We start from the raw sequence: 16111 nt of genomic DNA on the forward strand, positions 1-16111 counted from the left end.
AAAGCGTCTGTGATATACTAATATAGTTGTCGCTTGAGAGAAGCAAGTGACAAAGACCTTTGAAAACTGAACAAGACGAACCAATGTGCAGGGCACTACAACAACTGTTGTAGTACTGAACAATGAAAAAAACAATAAATCTGTCAGTGACAGAAATGAGTGAGAACTCAAACTTTTAATGAGAGTTTGATCCTGGCTCAGGACGAACGCTGGCGGCGTGCCTAATACATGCAAGTAGAACGCTGAAGGAGGAGCTTGCTTCTCTGGATGAGTTGCGAACGGGTGAGTAACGCGTAGGTAACCTGCCTGGTAGCGGGGGATAACTATTGGAAACGATAGCTAATACCGCATAATAGTAGATGTTGCATGACATTTGCTTAAAAGGTGCAATTGCATCACTACCAGATGGACCTGCGTTGTATTAGCTAGTTGGTGGGGTAACGGCTCACCAAGGCGACGATACATAGCCGACCTGAGAGGGTGATCGGCCACACTGGGACTGAGACACGGCCCAGACTCCTACGGGAGGCAGCAGTAGGGAATCTTCGGCAATGGACGGAAGTCTGACCGAGCAACGCCGCGTGAGTGAAGAAGGTTTTCGGATCGTAAAGCTCTGTTGTAAGAGAAGAACGAGTGTGAGAGTGGAAAGTTCACACTGTGACGGTATCTTACCAGAAAGGGACGGCTAACTACGTGCCAGCAGCCGCGGTAATACGTAGGTCCCGAGCGTTGTCCGGATTTATTGGGCGTAAAGCGAGCGCAGGCGGTTAGATAAGTCTGAAGTTAAAGGCTGTGGCTTAACCATAGTACGCTTTGGAAACTGTTTAACTTGAGTGCAAGAGGGGAGAGTGGAATTCCATGTGTAGCGGTGAAATGCGTAGATATATGGAGGAACACCGGTGGCGAAAGCGGCTCTCTGGCTTGTAACTGACGCTGAGGCTCGAAAGCGTGGGGAGCAAACAGGATTAGATACCCTGGTAGTCCACGCCGTAAACGATGAGTGCTAGGTGTTAGACCCTTTCCGGGGTTTAGTGCCGTAGCTAACGCATTAAGCACTCCGCCTGGGGAGTACGACCGCAAGGTTGAAACTCAAAGGAATTGACGGGGGCCCGCACAAGCGGTGGAGCATGTGGTTTAATTCGAAGCAACGCGAAGAACCTTACCAGGTCTTGACATCCCTCTGACCGCTCTAGAGATAGAGTTTTCCTTCGGGACAGAGGTGACAGGTGGTGCATGGTTGTCGTCAGCTCGTGTCGTGAGATGTTGGGTTAAGTCCCGCAACGAGCGCAACCCCTATTGTTAGTTGCCATCATTCAGTTGGGCACTCTAGCGAGACTGCCGGTAATAAACCGGAGGAAGGTGGGGATGACGTCAAATCATCATGCCCCTTATGACCTGGGCTACACACGTGCTACAATGGCTGGTACAACGAGTCGCAAGCCGGTGACGGCAAGCTAATCTCTTAAAGCCAGTCTCAGTTCGGATTGTAGGCTGCAACTCGCCTACATGAAGTCGGAATCGCTAGTAATCGCGGATCAGCACGCCGCGGTGAATACGTTCCCGGGCCTTGTACACACCGCCCGTCACACCACGAGAGTTTGTAACACCCGAAGTCGGTGAGGTAACCGTAAGGAGCCAGCCGCCTAAGGTGGGATAGATGATTGGGGTGAAGTCGTAACAAGGTAGCCGTATCGGAAGGTGCGGCTGGATCACCTCCTTTCTAAGGATAAGGAACTGCGCATTGGTCTTGTTTAGTCTTGAGAGGTCTTGTGGGGCCTTAGCTCAGCTGGAGAGCGCCTGCTTTGCACGCAGGAGGTCAGCGGTTCGATCCCGCTAGGCTCCATTGGTGAGAGATCACCAAGTAATGCACATTGAAAATTGAATATCTATATCAAATAGTAACAAGAAAATAAACCGAAAACGCTGTAGTATTAATAAGAGTTTATGACTGAAAGGTCAGAAAAATAAGGTTAAGTTAATAAGGGCGCACGGTGGATGCCTTGGCACTAGGAGCCGAAGAAGGACGTGACAAACGACGATATGCCTTGGGTAGCTGTAAGTAAGCGATGATCCAGGGATTTCCGAATGGGGGAACCCAACAGGTACTACCTGTTACCCGCATCTGTTAAGGATGTGAGGAGGAAGACGCAGTGAACTGAAACATCTAAGTAGCTGCAGGAAGAGAAAGCAAAAGCGACTGCCTTAGTAGCGGCGAGCGAAACGGCAGGAGGGCAAACCGAAGAGTTTACTCTTCGGGGTTGTAGGACTGCAATGTGGACTCAAAGATTATAGAAGAATGATTTGGGAAGATCAGCCAAAGAGAGTAACAGCCTCGTATTTAAAATAGTCTTTGTACCTAGCAGTATCCTGAGTACGGCGGGACACGTGAAATCCCGTCGGAATCTGGGAGGACCATCTCCCAACCCTAAATACTCCCTAGTGACCGATAGTGAACCAGTACCGTGAGGGAAAGGTGAAAAGCACCCCGGGAGGGAAGTGAAATAGAACCTGAAACCGTGTGCCTACAACAAGTTCGAGCCCGTTAATGGGTGAGAGCGTGCCTTTTGTAGAATGAACCGGCGAGTTACGTTATGATGCGAGGTTAAGTTGAAGAGACGGAGCCGTAGGGAAACCGAGTCTGAATAGGGCGAATTAGTATCATGACGTAGACCCGAAACCATGTGACCTACCCATGAGCAGGTTGAAGGTGCGGTAAGACGCACTGGAGGACCGAACCAGGGCACGTTGAAAAGTGCTTGGATGACTTGTGGGTAGCGGAGAAATTCCAAACGAACTTGGAGATAGCTGGTTCTCTCCGAAATAGCTTTAGGGCTAGCGTCGACATTAGAGATTCTTGGAGGTAGAGCACTGTTTGGGTGAGGGGTCCATCCCGGATTACCAATCTCAGATAAACTCCGAATGCCAATGAATTATGGTCGGCAGTCAGACTGCGAGTGCTAAGATCCGTAGTCGAAAGGGAAACAGCCCAGACCACCAGCTAAGGTCCCAAAATAATTGTTAAGTGGAAAAGGATGTGGGGTTGCACAGACAACTAGGATGTTAGCTTAGAAGCAGCTATTCATTCAAAGAGTGCGTAATAGCTCACTAGTCGAGTGACCCTGCGCCGAAAATGTACCGGGGCTAAAACAATTTACCGAAGCTGTGGATACCTTTATAGGTATGGTAGGAGAGCGTTCTATGTGTGATGAAGGTGTACCGTGAGGAGTGCTGGAACGCATAGAAGTGAGAATGCCGGTATGAGTAGCGAAAGACAGGTGAGAATCCTGTCCACCGTAAGACTAAGGTTTCCAGGGGAAGGCTCGTCCGCCCTGGGTTAGTCGGGACCTAAGGAGAGACCGAAAGGTGTATCCGATGGACAACAGGTTGATATTCCTGTACTAGAGTATGTAGTGATGGAGGGACGCAGTAGGCTAACTAAAGCAGACGATTGGAAGTGTCTGTCTAAGCAGTGAGGTGTGAATTGAGTTAAATGCTTAGTTCTATAACATTGAGCTGTGATGGGGAGCGAAGTTTAGTAGCGAAGTTAGTGACGTCACACTGCCAAGAAAAGCTTCTAGCGTTTAAACATACTCTACCCGTACCGCAAACCGACACAGGTAGTCGAGGCGAGTAGCCTCAGGTGAGCGAGAGAACTCTCGTTAAGGAACTCGGCAAAATGACCCCGTAACTTCGGGAGAAGGGGTGCTGACTTTAAGTCAGCCGCAGTGAATAGGCCCAAGCAACTGTTTATCAAAAACACAGCTCTCTGCTAAATCGTAAGATGATGTATAGGGGGTGACGCCTGCCCGGTGCTGGAAGGTTAAGAGGAGTGCTTAGCGCAAGCGAAGGTATGAATTGAAGCCCCAGTAAACGGCGGCCGTAACTATAACGGTCCTAAGGTAGCGTAATTCCTTGTCGGGTAAGTTCCGACCCGCACGAGAGGCGTAATGATTTGGGCACTGTCTCAACGAGAGACTCGGTGAAATTTTAGTACCTGTGAAGATGCAGGTTACCCGCGACAGGACGGAAAGACCCCATGGAGCTTTACTGCAGTTTGATATTGAGTGTCTGTACCACATGTACAGGATAGGTAGGAGTCTACGAGATCGGGACGCCAGTTTCGAAGGAGACGTTGTTGGGATACTACCCTTGTGTTATGGCCACTCTAACCCAGATAGGTGATCCCTATCGGAGACAGTGTCTGACGGGCAGTTTGACTGGGGCGGTCGCCTCCTAAAAGGTAACGGAGGCGCCCAAAGGTTCCCTCAGAATGGTTGGAAATCATTCGCAGAGTGTAAAGGTATAAGGGAGCTTGACTGCGAGAGCTACAACTCGAGCAGGGACGAAAGTCGGGCTTAGTGATCCGGTGGTTCCGTATGGAAGGGCCATCGCTCAACGGATAAAAGCTACCCTGGGGATAACAGGCTTATCTCCCCCAAGAGTTCACATCGACGGGGAGGTTTGGCACCTCGATGTCGGCTCGTCGCATCCTGGGGCTGTAGTCGGTCCCAAGGGTTGGGCTGTTCGCCCATTAAAGCGGCACGCGAGCTGGGTTCAGAACGTCGTGAGACAGTTCGGTCCCTATCCGTCGCGGGCGTAGGAAATTTGAGAGGATCTGCTCCTAGTACGAGAGGACCAGAGTGGACTTACCGCTGGTGTACCAGTTGTCTTGCCAAAGGCATCGCTGGGTAGCTATGTAGGGAAGGGATAAACGCTGAAAGCATCTAAGTGTGAAACCCACCTCAAGATGAGATTTCCCATGATTATATATCAGTAAGAGCCCTGAGAGATGATCAGGTAGATAGGTTAGAAGTGGAAGTGTGGCGACACATGTAGCGGACTAATACTAATAGCTCGAGGACTTATCCAAAGTAACTGAGAATATGAAAGCGAATGGTTTTCTTGGTTTGAATAGATATTCAATTTTGAGTAGGTATTACTCAGAGTTAAGTGACGATAGCCTAGGAGATACACCTGTACCCATGCCGAACACAGAAGTTAAGCCCTAGAACGCCGGAAGTAGTTGGGGGTTGCCCCCTGTGAGATATGGAAGTCGCTTAGCTCTAGGGAGTTTAGCTCAGCTGGGAGAGCATCTGCCTTACAAGCAGAGGGTCAGCGGTTCGATCCCGTTAACTCCCAAAGGTCCCGTAGTGTAGCGGTTATCACGTCGCCCTGTCACGGCGAAGATCGCGGGTTCGATTCCCGTCGGGACCGTTAAGATAACGGAAGTTATTTTAGACTCGTTAGCTCAGTTGGTAGAGCAATTGACTTTTAATCAATGGGTCACTGGTTCGAGCCCAGTACGGGTCATATATGCGGGTTTGGCGGAATTGGCAGACGCACCAGATTTAGGATCTGGCGCTTAACGGCGTGGGGGTTCAAGTCCCTTAACCCGCATTAAGATATAATAAATGAGCCGGCTTAGCTCAGTTGGTAGAGCATCTGATTTGTAATCAGAGGGTCGCGTGTTCAAGTCATGTAGCCGGCATTTTTAGATAGAAGAAAACAGTGCGAACGTAGTTCAGTGGTAGAACACCACCTTGCCAAGGTGGGGGTCGCGGGTTCGAATCCCGTCGTTCGCTTGGAGAGGCCGGGGTGGCGGAACTGGCAGACGCACAGGACTTAAAATCCTGCGATTGGTAACGATCGTACCGGTTCGATTCCGGTCCTCGGCATAATATAGAGCACCCTTAGCTCAACTGGATAGAGTACCTGACTACGAATCAGGCGGTTAGAGGTTCGACTCCTCTAGGGTGCATTTTTCTATTTAACTCGGGAAGTAGCTCAGCTTGGTAGAGTACTTGGTTTGGGACCAAGGTGTCGCAGGTTCGAATCCTGTCTTCCCGATATATGGCGGTGTAGCTCAGCTGGCTAGAGCGTCCGGTTCATACCCGGGAGGTCGGGGGTTCGATCCCCTTCGCCGCTATAAAGATCTTGTTGGACCTTTAGCTCAGCTGGTTAGAGCTCTCGGCTCATAACCGAGTGGTCGTAGGTTCAAGTCCTACAAGGTCCATTTGAATAGTATGGAGGATTACCCAAGTCCGGCTGAAGGGAACGGTCTTGAAAACCGTCAGGCGTGTAAAAGCGTGCGTGGGTTCGAATCCCACATCCTCCTTTTTATTAACGCGGGATGGAGCAGCTCGGTAGCTCGTCGGGCTCATAACCCGAAGGTCGTAGGTTCAAATCCTGCTCCCGCAATAAGGCTCGGTAGCTCAGTTGGTAGAGCAATGGATTGAAGCTCCATGTGTCGGCGGTTCGATTCCGTCTCGCGCCATTTTTATTAATAGTATGTATGCGGGTGTAGTTTAGTGGTAAAACTACAGCCTTCCAAGCTGTTGTCGCGAGTTCGATTCTCGTCACCCGCTTTGAACTTTGTTCAAATTACCAAGTTTTTAACTTGGGCGCGTAGCTCAGGTGGTTAGAGCGCACGCCTGATAAGCGTGAGGTCGGTGGTTCGAGTCCACTCGTGCCCATTAATTGGAGAATTACTCAAGAGGCTGAAGAGGACGGTTTGCTAAATCGTTAGGTCGGGTAACTGGCGCAAGGGTTCGAATCCCTTATTCTCCGTTTTAATGAGAGTTTATAACTCTTTTTTTAAAAATTTTAGCTCTTTCTAACTATAGTTAGTTGAAGAAAAGCTAAGATTGAGAAAGGACAAATTTCGTCCTTTCTTTTTTGATGTTCAGAGTGATAAAAATCCGTTTTTTGAAGTTTTCAAAGTTTCGAAAACCAAAGGCATTGTGCTTGATAAGTTTGATGAGATTATTAGTCGCTTCCAGTTTGGCGTTAGAATAGGGTAGTTGAAGGGTATTGACGATTTTTTCTTTATCCTTTAGAAAGGTTTTAAAGACAGTCTGAAAGAGAGGATGAACCTGATTCAGATTGTCCTCAATGAGTCCGAAAAATTTTTCTGGTTCTTTATTCTGAAAGTGAAAAAGCAAGAGTTGATAGAGTTCATAGTGGTGTTTCAAGTCTTCTGAATAACTCAGAATCTTGTCTAGAATCTCTTTATTGGTCAAGTGCATGCGAAAAGTAGGACGATAAAAACGTTTATCGCTGAGTTTAAAGCTATCCTGTTGGATGAGTTTCCAGTAGCGCTTGATAGTCTTGTATTCATGAGACTTTCGATCAAACTGATTCGTGATTTGGATACGCACACGACTCATAACACGGCTTAAGTGTTGGAGTAAAACAGTCCAGTGGACTGTTTTAGCCTGAACCTAGAAATTCGAAAGCGAAGCTGTTTAGCCAAGTCATAGTAAGGGCTAAACATATCCATAGTAATGATTTTGGTGCGACATCGGACGACTCTATCATATTTAAGAAAGTGATTACGAATGACAGCTTGTGTTCTACCCTCAAGAACAGTGATGATATTGAGCTTGTCAAAATCTTGCGCAATAAAGCTCATCTTTCCCTTTGTAAAGGCGTACTCGTCCCAGGACATAATCTCAGGGAGGTAAGAAAAATCAGACTTAAAACGGAAGTCATTGAGCTTACGAATGACAGTTGAAGTTGAAATAGCCAGCTGATGAGCAATATCGGTCATAGAAGTCTTTTCAATCAACTTTTGCGCAATTTTTTGGTTGATAATACGAGGAATTTAATGATTCTTCTTGACGATAGAAGTCTCAACCACCATCATTTTAGAGCAATGATAGTACTTGAAACGACGTTTTCTAAGGAGAATTCTAGCAGGCATACCAGTAGTTTCAAGGTAAGGAATTTTAGAAGATTTTTGAAAGTCATATTTCTTCATTTGACTTCCGCAATCAGGGCAAGATGGAGCCTCATAATCCAATTTAGCAATGATTTCTTTGTGGGAATCCCTATTGATGATATCTATAATTTGAATATTAGGGTTTTTAATGTCTCGTAGTTTTGTGATAAAATGTAATTGTTCTATATGAATCTTTCTAATGATGGTTTGGTCGCTTTTCATTATAGATGATATGGGACTTTTTTCTACAATAAAATAGGCTCCATAATATCTATAGGGGATTTACCCACTACAAATATTATAGAGCCCATATTATTTACCTTAAGGGAGAATCAGTTTGGTTCTCTCTTTTTTAGGTATCAGTAATTCATTTTATAAAATGATATTCTATTAAAATTATAGTATTGTTTTTTGTTCCTAGACTTTTTATTAAATACTGTCGTGTAGGTATACACATTGAATTCAAGGGATTTTATAAATCTTACTAATTTTTAAGAAAGCAATAAAAAATTTTTTGGAGCAATGTATAATATATGTGCTTATGGGATGAAAATTTCTGGTCTTTTGATTTTAAATGAGTATTAATTTACGTTATAGTCTAAATTTGATATCACTTTGACGGAAGGAACTATAGATTCTTTTCTACCCGTGTTTTGTTGTGTAATGTTTCTTGATTCTTTTAAACAGAATTTTTTATGACATTTGTCATATTTTCTAGTGACAGAAGCTTCTATCTCCTCTGATTTCAAAAGACTATAATTGAAGTATAAAATGGAGGAAGAAGTGATGAGAAATAAAATGATTATCGCAGTGAGTTTAGTAGTAGCAGGAGTTATGACCTATCTCATATTTTCGGGATTGGATGAGGGTTTCTACCATTTTCCTTGGGAGGTCTTTGCTGGCTTTGGAATGATGTCTTGGCTTGTTAGAGAAGGTTTGAAATTAGTCAGAGATGTGAAGAAGGAGTTTGAGGAATGAAGAGAGGGGTCATCTATTTCTTTATCGGCCTGTCACTAGGGGTATGGTTGGTAGAAATGTTTACAGGTTGGTTTGCTCAAACCTTGCTTCGCCAATTCATCCGTGGTGCATGGGGGGTGGATTTATGATTTTTATCGCCTTTCCGATGGGGATGGAATGGTTGAAAGGAGAATATCATGAACATGATTAAGGTTCAAGGCTTACATAAAAATATCAAGGGCAAGGGGATTTTGAAGGATATTTCCTTTGAGGTGGCAGAAGGCGAATGCATTGCCTTGATTGGGCCAAATGGAGCTGGTAAGACGACACTCTTGGACTGTTTGCTTGGAGATAAACTGGTCACAAGGGGTCAAGTATCCATCCAAGATTTGCCGGTAACGAGCTCTAAGTTAGACTATACGAGATCCTATCTCCCTCAAGAAAACGTAATTGTTCAAAAACTAAAGGTAAAAGAGTTGATTGTTTTCTTTCAACGTATCTATCCAAATCCCTTGAGCGAGCAGGAAATCGATCAACTATTGCAGTTTGACAAGCAACAAAAAGAGCAATTTGCAGAAAAATTATCAGGTGGACAAAAGCGTCTTTTCTCTTTTGTCTTGACCTTAATTGGGCGACCAAAGCTTGTCTTTTTAGATGAGCCTACTGCGTCCATGGATACCTCAACTCGTCAACGCTTTTGGGAAATTGTTCAGGAGTTAAAAGCTCAGGGAGTAACCATCCTCTATTCGTCCCATTATATCGAAGAGGTAGAGCATACAGCGGACCGAATCTTGGTCTTGAATAAGGGAGAGTTGATTCGCGATACAACACCTCTAGCCATGCGCAGTGAGGAGATTGAAAAGCACTTTATCCTTCCTCTAGCATATAAGGAAGTTGTCGAACAGTCTAACTTGGTTGAAAATTGGGTACAAAAACAAGATGCTCTGCAAGTAGTCACACGAGAGGCAAATGCTTTTTGGGAACTGTTAGTTCAAGCAGGATGTAGCATACAAGAAATCGAAGTTAATAACCGTAGTTTGCTAGATACAATCTTTGAAGAAACACAGAAGGGAGATGACTAAGATGAAACGATGGATCGCATTAAATAAGATAGAATTTCTATTGACCAAACGACAATTAGTCTATTATCTATTATCCGTAGGGATGCCGACAGCCTTCTATTTATTCTTTTCAGGCATGTACCAGGACACACCTGGTGGACCAGCTAATTTTATGCGTGATTACCTCATCTCCATGACAGCCTTTTCCATGATGTCGACAGCTATGTTTTCATTCCCAGCTGTTTTACATACAGATAAAATCAACAACTGGCAGAAAACATTGCGTCATACTCCGGTAAATATGGTAGAATATTATCTATCAAAGATAACAAGTATGCTGGTTGATTATTTGGTTTCAATCTTGGTGGTTTTCTCAGTTGGGCATTTTGTAAGAGGTGTGGACATACCTCTAGCAAGCTGGGTTGGAGCTGCGATTTTGCTGATTATGGGAAGTATTGCTTTTGTAGCGCTTGGCTTGACCTTGACTCTCTTACCAACTAGTCAGCTGATGTCTGTCGTGGGCAATCTTCTTTATCTAGGGTTGGCTGTTTTAGGTGGACTCTGGATGCCTATCTCTTTATTTCCAGACTGGATGCAAGCAGTAGGTAAGTGTCTCCCGACCTATCAGTTGATGGAATTAATCAAGACCTTCTTAAATGAGGGTGGCATCAATTTATCAGCCACAGTTTATTTACTTGTTTTTTCAGCAGTTTTATTTGGTTTGACTATTTACCTTCAAGGTCATAAGGAGAATGCTTAATGCTTGAGAGACTGAAAAGCATACACTATATGTTTTGGGTCAGTTTGATTTTTATGCTTTTTCCCATCCTACCTGTAGTGATTGGGGAGCTTCCTGCTTGGCATTTATTGGCTGATATTCTATTTGTAGTGACGTATTTGGGTGTTTTAATAACTAAAAACCAGCGCCTATCTTGGCTATATTGGGGCCTCATGCTGACTTATGTAGTTGGGAATACTGCCTTTGTTGCTGTTAATTATATCTGGTTTTTCTTTTTCCTATCCAATCTCTTAAGTTATCATTTCAGCGTACGTAGTTTAAAGTCTTTACATGTCTGGACTTTTCTTCTTGCTCAAGTCCTTGTTGTGGGGCAACTGTTGATTTTTCAGAGAATCGAAGTTGAGTTTCTATTCTATCTACTTGTAATTCTTGCTTTTGTCGATTTAATGACTTTTGGCTTGGTTCGGATTCGTATTGTGGAGGATTTGAAAGAAGCTCAGGCTAAGCAAAATGCCCAGATAAATCTATTGCTTGCTGAAAATGAACGTAGTCGTATCGGTCAAGATTTGCATGATAGCTTGGGACATACCTTTGCTATGTTGAGTGTCAAGACAGATTTAGCCTTGCAGTTATTTCAAATGCAGGCTTATCCACAGGTGGAAAAGGAATTAAGAGAAATACAGCAGATTAGCAAAGAATCAATGCGTGAAGTGAGAACCATTGTGGAAAATCTTAAGTCTAGAACTTTGGCATCCGAACTAGAGACTGTGAAAAAGATGTTAGAAATTGCTGGAATTGAGGTGGAAATAGCTAATCAACTAGATACAGCTAGCTTAACTCAGGAATTGGAGTCAACGGCTTCCATGATTTTGCTTGAGTTAGTAACCAATATCATCAAACATGCCAATGCATCTAAAGCTTACTTAAAATTAGAACGGACAGAGAAGGAATTGCTCTTGATGGTCAGAGATGACGGGAAAGGTTTTGAAACTGTAACAGAAAATGAGCTCCATACAGTCCGAGAACGTGTCCTTCCATTTTCGGGAGAGGTAAAGGTGATTAGTCAGAAACAACCGACAGAAGTTCAGGTTCGACTAGCTTATAAGGAGAGAAAGTAGATGAAAGTATTAGTCGCAGAAGATCAAAGTATGTTGCGAGATGCCATGTGCCAGTTGCTCGCGCTTCAACCGGATGTAGAGTCTGTCTTTCAAGCCAAGAATGGGCAAGAAGCAATCCAACTATTAGAAAAGGAGTCTGTAGATATCGCCATCCTTGACGTAGAAATGCCTGTTAAGACGGGCCTCGAAGTCTTGGAGTGGATACGAGCAGAAAAGCTTGAAACAAAGGTGGTTGTAGTGACGACCTTCAAGCGCCCAGGGTATTTTGAACGTGCGGTCAAGGCTGGAGTGGATGCTTATGTATTAAAGGAACGAAGCATTGCAGATCTCATGCAAACCTTGCACACCGTCCTCGAAGGACGTAAGGAGTATTCGCCTGAATTGATGGAAGTGGTGATGACTCATCCCAATCCATTAACAGAACAAGAAATCGCAGTTTTAAAGGGAATTGCTCAAGGCTTGTCTAACCAAGAAATTGCAGATCAACTTTATTTATCAAACGGAACCGTCCGAAATTATGTCACCAATATTCTTTCGAAACTAGATGCTGCTAATCGAACAGAGGCAGCTAATATCGCGAAAGAATCTGGTTGGTTGTGATACTATCATAACTCGAAAACCATTATGTGCTAAAATTGAAGTTATTCAATCAAATAATTTTGTAACTAGAGGAGGACTTAGTTTCCTCCTTTTTGTTTCGTCTAATGCTCTTCGAAAATCTCTTCAAACCACGTCAGCTTCACCTTGGATTATATATGTGACTGACTTTGTCAGTCTTATCTATAACCTCAAAGCAGTGCTTTGAGCAGCCTGCTGCTATCTTCCTAGTTTGCTCTTTGATTTTCATTGAGTATAAGGTGGTACCAAAGAGCTAAAATTAACAATAAAAAAGAAAAATATCTTGACAAGCAAGGGAAAAATTTGTTACAATAATAGACGGTACTTTTTACTTTTGGTCTCTCAAGAGTGTACAGGGACGTGCTGACAAATGTTGCAAAAGTACACACAGATGATAGCTGTCACCAAGTGTATCATCACCAAAAATAAAAAAACACAGGAGAATGTAGATGCCTACAATTAACCAATTGGTTCGCAAACCGCGTAAATCAAAAGTAGAAAAATCTAAATCACCAGCTTTGAACGTTGGTTACAACAGTCATAAAAAAGTTCAAACAAACGTTTCTTCACCACAAAAACGTGGTGTTGCAACTCGTGTTGGAACAATGACACCTAAAAAACCTAACTCAGCCCTTCGTAAATTCGCTCGTGTACGTTTGAGCAACCTTATCGAAGTTACTGCCTACATCCCAGGTATCGGACACAACTTGCAAGAGCACAGCGTGGTGCTTCTTCGCGGTGGACGTGTAAAAGACCTTCCAGGGGTACGTTACCATATCGTCCGTGGTGCACTTGATACTGCAGGTGTTAACGATCGTAAACAAGGCCGTTCTAAATACGGTACTAAACGTCCAAAAGCATAAGGAAAGGGGATAAAGAGAAATGAGTCGTAAAAATAGAGCTCCAAAACGTGACGTATTGCCAGATCCGCTTTACAATTCACAACTAGTTACTCGTCTTATCAACCGCGTTATGCTTGATGGTAAACGTGGTACAGCTGCTTCAATCGTTTACGGTGCTTTTGAGCAAATCAAAGAAGCTACTGGAAACGATGCACTTGAAGTATTTGAAACAGCTATGGAAAACATCATGCCTGTACTTGAAGTACGTGCACGTCGTGTTGGTGGTTCTAACTACCAAGTCCCAGTTGAAGTTCGTCCAGAACGTCGTACAACACTTGGACTTCGTTGGTTGGTAACAATCGCTCGTCTTCGTGGTGAACACACAATGCAAGATCGTCTTGCAAAAGAAATCTTGGATGCTGCTAACAACACTGGTGCAGCTGTTAAGAAACGTGAAGACACTCACCGTATGGCTGAAGCTAACCGTGCATTCGCACACTTCCGTTGGTAAGATAGGATGCGAAAGCGTTAAGAAAGTCCCAGAGAAAATAGGGAATCGAAGCAGGTTGCGATTGCAACCAATGAGATTCATCTTTTTCTCCAGACTTTTAGCTTGAGCTCAACTATATCATGATGCTAGGAACGGTAAGGATGCAAGGTGAAAATAGGAAACTGACGCAGTATTCGACGAATACAAGGAAGTTTATCTTTTTCACACAGCATCCCGTTCCGGCTCAAATCGGCTAATTAACTTTAGCCCGAGTTCAATTCAACTTGTAAATCTACAAGTTGAAACCAACAATAGCATGAAAACATTGAGAACGGGTAGGTCCTGCCTATCCGTTTTTATTAAAATCGTGTTATAATAGAATAGAAATCAAAATAAATAGGAGAAACAAACCTCATGGCACGCGAATTTTCACTTGAAAAAACTCGTAATATCGGTATCATGGCTCACGTCGATGCTGGTAAAACAACAACTACTGAGCGTATTCTTTACTACACTGGTAAAATCCACAAAATCGGTGAAACTCACGAAGGTGCGTCACAAATGGACTGGATGGAGCAAGAGCAAGAACGTGGTATCACTATCACATCTGCTGCAACAACAGCTCAATGGAACAACCACCGCGTAAACATCATCGACACACCAGGACACGTGGACTTCACAATCGAAGTACAACGTTCTCTTCGTGTATTGGATGGTGCGGTTACCGTTCTTGACTCACAATCAGGTGTTGAGCCTCAAACTGAAACAGTTTGGCGTCAAGCAACTGAGTACGGAGTTCCACGTATCGTATTTGCCAACAAAATGGACAAAATCGGTGCTGACTTCCTTTACTCTGTAAGCACACTTCACGATCGTCTTCAAGCAAACGCACACCCAATCCAATTGCCAATCGGTTCTGAAGATGACTTCCGTGGTATCATCGACTTGATCAAGATGAAAGCTGAAATCTATACTAACGACCTTGGTACAGATATCCTTGAAGAAGATATTCCAGCTGAATACCTTGACCAAGCTCAAGAATACCGTGAAAAATTGGTTGAAGCAGTTGCTGAAACTGACGAAGAATTGATGATGAAATACCTCGAAGGTGAAGAAATCACTAACGAAGAATTGAAAGCTGGTATCCGTAAAGCGACTATCAACGTTGAATTCTTCCCAGTATTGTGTGGTTCTGCCTTCAAGAACAAAGGTGTTCAATTGATGCTTGATGCAGTTATTGACTACCTTCCAAGCCCACTTGATATCCCAGCTATCAAAGGTATTAACCCAGATACAGACGCTGAAGAAACTCGTCCAGCATCTGACGAAGAGCCATTTGCAGCTCTTGCCTTCAAGATCATGACTGACCCATTCGTAGGTCGTTTGACATTCTTCCGTGTGTACTCAGGTGTGCTTCAATCAGGTTCATACGTATTGAACACTTCTAAAGGTAAACGTGAGCGTATCGGACGTATCCTTCAAATGCACGCTAACAGCCGTCAAGAAATCGACACTGTTTACTCAGGTGATATCGCTGCTGCCGTTGGTTTGAAAGATACTACAACTGGTGACTCATTGACAGATGAAAAAGCTAAAATCATCCTTGAGTCAATCAACGTTCCAGAACCAGTTATCCAATTGATGGTTGAGCCAAAATCTAAAGCTGACCAAGATAAGATGGGTATCGCCCTTCAAAAATTGGCTGAAGAAGATCCAACATTCCGCGTTGAAACAAACGTTGAAACTGGTGAAACAGTTATCTCTGGTATGGGTGAGCTTCACCTTGACGTCCTTGTTGACCGTATGCGTCGTGAGTTCAAAGTTGAAGCGAACGTAGGTGCTCCTCAAGTATCTTACCGTGAAACATTCCGCGCTTCTACTCAAGCACGTGGATTCTTCAAACGTCAATCTGGTGGTAAAGGTCAATTCGGTGATGTATGGATTGAATTTACTCCAAACGAAGAAGGTAAAGGATTCGAATTCGAAAACGCAATCGTCGGTGGTGTGGTTCCTCGTGAATTTATCCCAGCGGTTGAAAAAGGTTTGGTAGAATCTATGGCTAACGGTGTTCTTGCAGGTTACCCAATGGTTGACGTTAAAGCTAAGCTTTACGATGGTTCATATCACGATGTCGACTCATCTGAAACTGCCTTCAAGATCGCGGCTTCACTTGCCCTTAAAGAAGCTGCTAAATCAGCACAACCAGCTATCCTTGAGCCAATGATGCTTGTAACAATCACTGTTCCAGAAGAAAACCTTGGTGATGTTATGGGTCACGTAACTGCTCGTCGTGGACGTGTAGATGGTATGGAAGCACATGGTAACAGCCAAATCGTTCGTGCTTACGTTCCACTTGCTGAAATGTTCGGTTACGCAACAGTTCTTCGTTCTGCATCTCAAGGACGTGGTACATTCATGATGGTATTTGACCACTACGAAGATGTACCTAAGTCAGTACAAGAAGAAATCATTAAGAAAAATAAAGGTGAAGACTAATCAGTCCTCACTCTAGAAGGAAGTCACTTAGTGGCTTCCTTTTGTCTTTAGAAAATACCTCTAAGTATGG

Annotated in this window: 8 protein-coding genes, 18 tRNA genes, 3 rRNA genes and 2 pseudogenes; 30 read left to right on the forward strand and 1 reads right to left on the reverse strand. The window is 43.9% G+C overall.

Annotated features, from left to right (window positions below):
- The first annotated feature begins 174 nt into the window (after positions 1-174).
- The 21 genes from HMPREF9957_RS08375 to HMPREF9957_RS08475 all read left to right on the forward strand — a co-directional run bounded on the left by HMPREF9957_RS08375 (position 175) and on the right by HMPREF9957_RS08475 (position 6567).
- Positions 175-1720: ribosomal RNA gene (locus tag HMPREF9957_RS08375) — 16S ribosomal RNA — on the forward strand.
- A 51-nt stretch (positions 1721-1771) separates the two neighbouring features.
- Positions 1772-1843: transfer RNA gene (locus HMPREF9957_RS08380), tRNA-Ala, on the forward strand.
- 125 nt (positions 1844-1968) lie between these two features.
- Positions 1969-4870, forward strand: a 23S ribosomal RNA gene (locus HMPREF9957_RS08385).
- Between the two features lie 76 nt (positions 4871-4946).
- A 5S ribosomal RNA gene (gene rrf, locus HMPREF9957_RS08390) occupies positions 4947-5062 on the forward strand.
- The 16S, 23S and 5S rRNA genes sit together here with 18 tRNA genes alongside, the layout of an rRNA operon.
- Before the next feature lie 4 nt (positions 5063-5066).
- Positions 5067-5139: transfer RNA gene (locus HMPREF9957_RS08395), tRNA-Val, on the forward strand.
- Positions 5140-5141: 2 nt separating this feature from the next.
- Positions 5142-5214: transfer RNA gene (locus HMPREF9957_RS08400), tRNA-Asp, on the forward strand.
- 23 nt (positions 5215-5237) lie between these two features.
- Positions 5238-5310, forward strand: a tRNA-Lys gene (locus HMPREF9957_RS08405).
- Between the two features lie 5 nt (positions 5311-5315).
- Positions 5316-5397, forward strand: a tRNA-Leu gene (locus tag HMPREF9957_RS08410).
- 18 nt (positions 5398-5415) lie between these two features.
- Positions 5416-5488: transfer RNA gene (locus HMPREF9957_RS08415), tRNA-Thr, on the forward strand.
- Positions 5489-5510: 22 nt separating this feature from the next.
- Positions 5511-5582: transfer RNA gene (locus tag HMPREF9957_RS08420), tRNA-Gly, on the forward strand.
- 7 nt (positions 5583-5589) lie between these two features.
- Positions 5590-5675: transfer RNA gene (locus HMPREF9957_RS08425), tRNA-Leu, on the forward strand.
- 9 nt (positions 5676-5684) lie between these two features.
- Positions 5685-5758 (forward strand) — tRNA-Arg (locus tag HMPREF9957_RS08430).
- Positions 5759-5773: 15 nt separating this feature from the next.
- Positions 5774-5847: transfer RNA gene (locus tag HMPREF9957_RS08435), tRNA-Pro, on the forward strand.
- Between the two features lie 5 nt (positions 5848-5852).
- Positions 5853-5926: transfer RNA gene (locus HMPREF9957_RS08440), tRNA-Met, on the forward strand.
- 13 nt (positions 5927-5939) lie between these two features.
- Positions 5940-6013: transfer RNA gene (locus tag HMPREF9957_RS08445), tRNA-Ile, on the forward strand.
- Positions 6014-6025: 12 nt separating this feature from the next.
- Positions 6026-6115, forward strand: a tRNA-Ser gene (locus HMPREF9957_RS08450).
- Between the two features lie 9 nt (positions 6116-6124).
- Positions 6125-6198 (forward strand) — tRNA-Met (locus HMPREF9957_RS08455).
- 3 nt (positions 6199-6201) lie between these two features.
- Positions 6202-6274, forward strand: a tRNA-Phe gene (locus HMPREF9957_RS08460).
- Between the two features lie 20 nt (positions 6275-6294).
- Positions 6295-6365, forward strand: a tRNA-Gly gene (locus HMPREF9957_RS08465).
- Positions 6366-6399: 34 nt separating this feature from the next.
- Positions 6400-6473, forward strand: a tRNA-Ile gene (locus HMPREF9957_RS08470).
- A gap of 6 nt (positions 6474-6479) precedes the next feature.
- Positions 6480-6567 (forward strand) — tRNA-Ser (locus HMPREF9957_RS08475).
- Between the two features lie 71 nt (positions 6568-6638).
- On the opposite strand, the pseudogene HMPREF9957_RS12695 reads toward HMPREF9957_RS08475, so the two are convergent.
- Positions 6639-7906 (reverse strand): annotated as a pseudogene (locus HMPREF9957_RS12695) (ISL3 family transposase).
- A gap of 585 nt (positions 7907-8491) precedes the next feature.
- On the opposite strand from HMPREF9957_RS12695, the gene HMPREF9957_RS08490 reads away from it, so the two are divergent.
- From HMPREF9957_RS08490 to fusA, 9 genes and pseudogenes are all read left to right on the forward strand, one after another.
- The gene (locus HMPREF9957_RS08490) at positions 8492-8698 is read left to right on the forward strand and encodes a hypothetical protein (protein WP_000390793.1); all 207 of its coding nucleotides are present in this window, start codon (positions 8492-8494) and stop codon (positions 8696-8698) included.
- Positions 8695-8888: pseudogene (locus tag HMPREF9957_RS08495) on the forward strand (hypothetical protein). Before HMPREF9957_RS08490 ends, HMPREF9957_RS08495 begins: the two are co-directional and overlap by 4 nt.
- The gene (locus HMPREF9957_RS08500; protein ID WP_001055988.1) at positions 8875-9759 is read left to right on the forward strand and encodes an ABC transporter ATP-binding protein; all 885 of its coding nucleotides are present in this window, start codon (positions 8875-8877) and stop codon (positions 9757-9759) included. The pseudogene HMPREF9957_RS08495 and the gene HMPREF9957_RS08500 overlap by 14 nt, the downstream one beginning before the upstream one ends.
- Position 9760: 1 nt before the next feature.
- On the forward strand, positions 9761-10498 hold the full coding sequence (locus HMPREF9957_RS08505) for an ABC transporter permease (protein WP_025170708.1): 738 nt from the start codon (positions 9761-9763) through the stop codon (positions 10496-10498).
- Positions 10498-11595 (forward strand): sensor histidine kinase, encoded by a 1098-nt coding sequence (locus HMPREF9957_RS08510; RefSeq protein ID WP_000893551.1) that lies wholly within the window; start codon positions 10498-10500, stop codon positions 11593-11595. Before HMPREF9957_RS08505 ends, HMPREF9957_RS08510 begins: the two co-directional genes overlap by 1 nt.
- Complete coding sequence (locus tag HMPREF9957_RS08515) at positions 11596-12195, forward strand: response regulator transcription factor (RefSeq protein ID WP_000866701.1); 600 nt, start codon at positions 11596-11598, stop codon at positions 12193-12195.
- 467 nt (positions 12196-12662) lie between these two features.
- On the forward strand, positions 12663-13076 hold the full coding sequence (gene rpsL, locus HMPREF9957_RS08520; protein WP_001142332.1) for a 30S ribosomal protein S12: 414 nt from the start codon (positions 12663-12665) through the stop codon (positions 13074-13076).
- A 19-nt stretch (positions 13077-13095) separates the two neighbouring features.
- A complete protein-coding gene (gene rpsG, locus HMPREF9957_RS08525; protein ID WP_000087873.1) occupies positions 13096-13566 on the forward strand; it encodes a 30S ribosomal protein S7 in 471 nt (156 codons plus the stop codon).
- A gap of 393 nt (positions 13567-13959) precedes the next feature.
- Complete coding sequence (fusA, locus tag HMPREF9957_RS08530) at positions 13960-16041, forward strand: elongation factor G (protein WP_000090354.1); 2082 nt, start codon at positions 13960-13962, stop codon at positions 16039-16041.
- Positions 16042-16111 lie beyond the last annotated feature (70 nt).

It is taken from the genome of Streptococcus mitis SK1080, assembly GCF_000220085.1.
Taxonomy (GTDB): Bacteria; Bacillota; Bacilli; order Lactobacillales; family Streptococcaceae; genus Streptococcus; species Streptococcus mitis_K.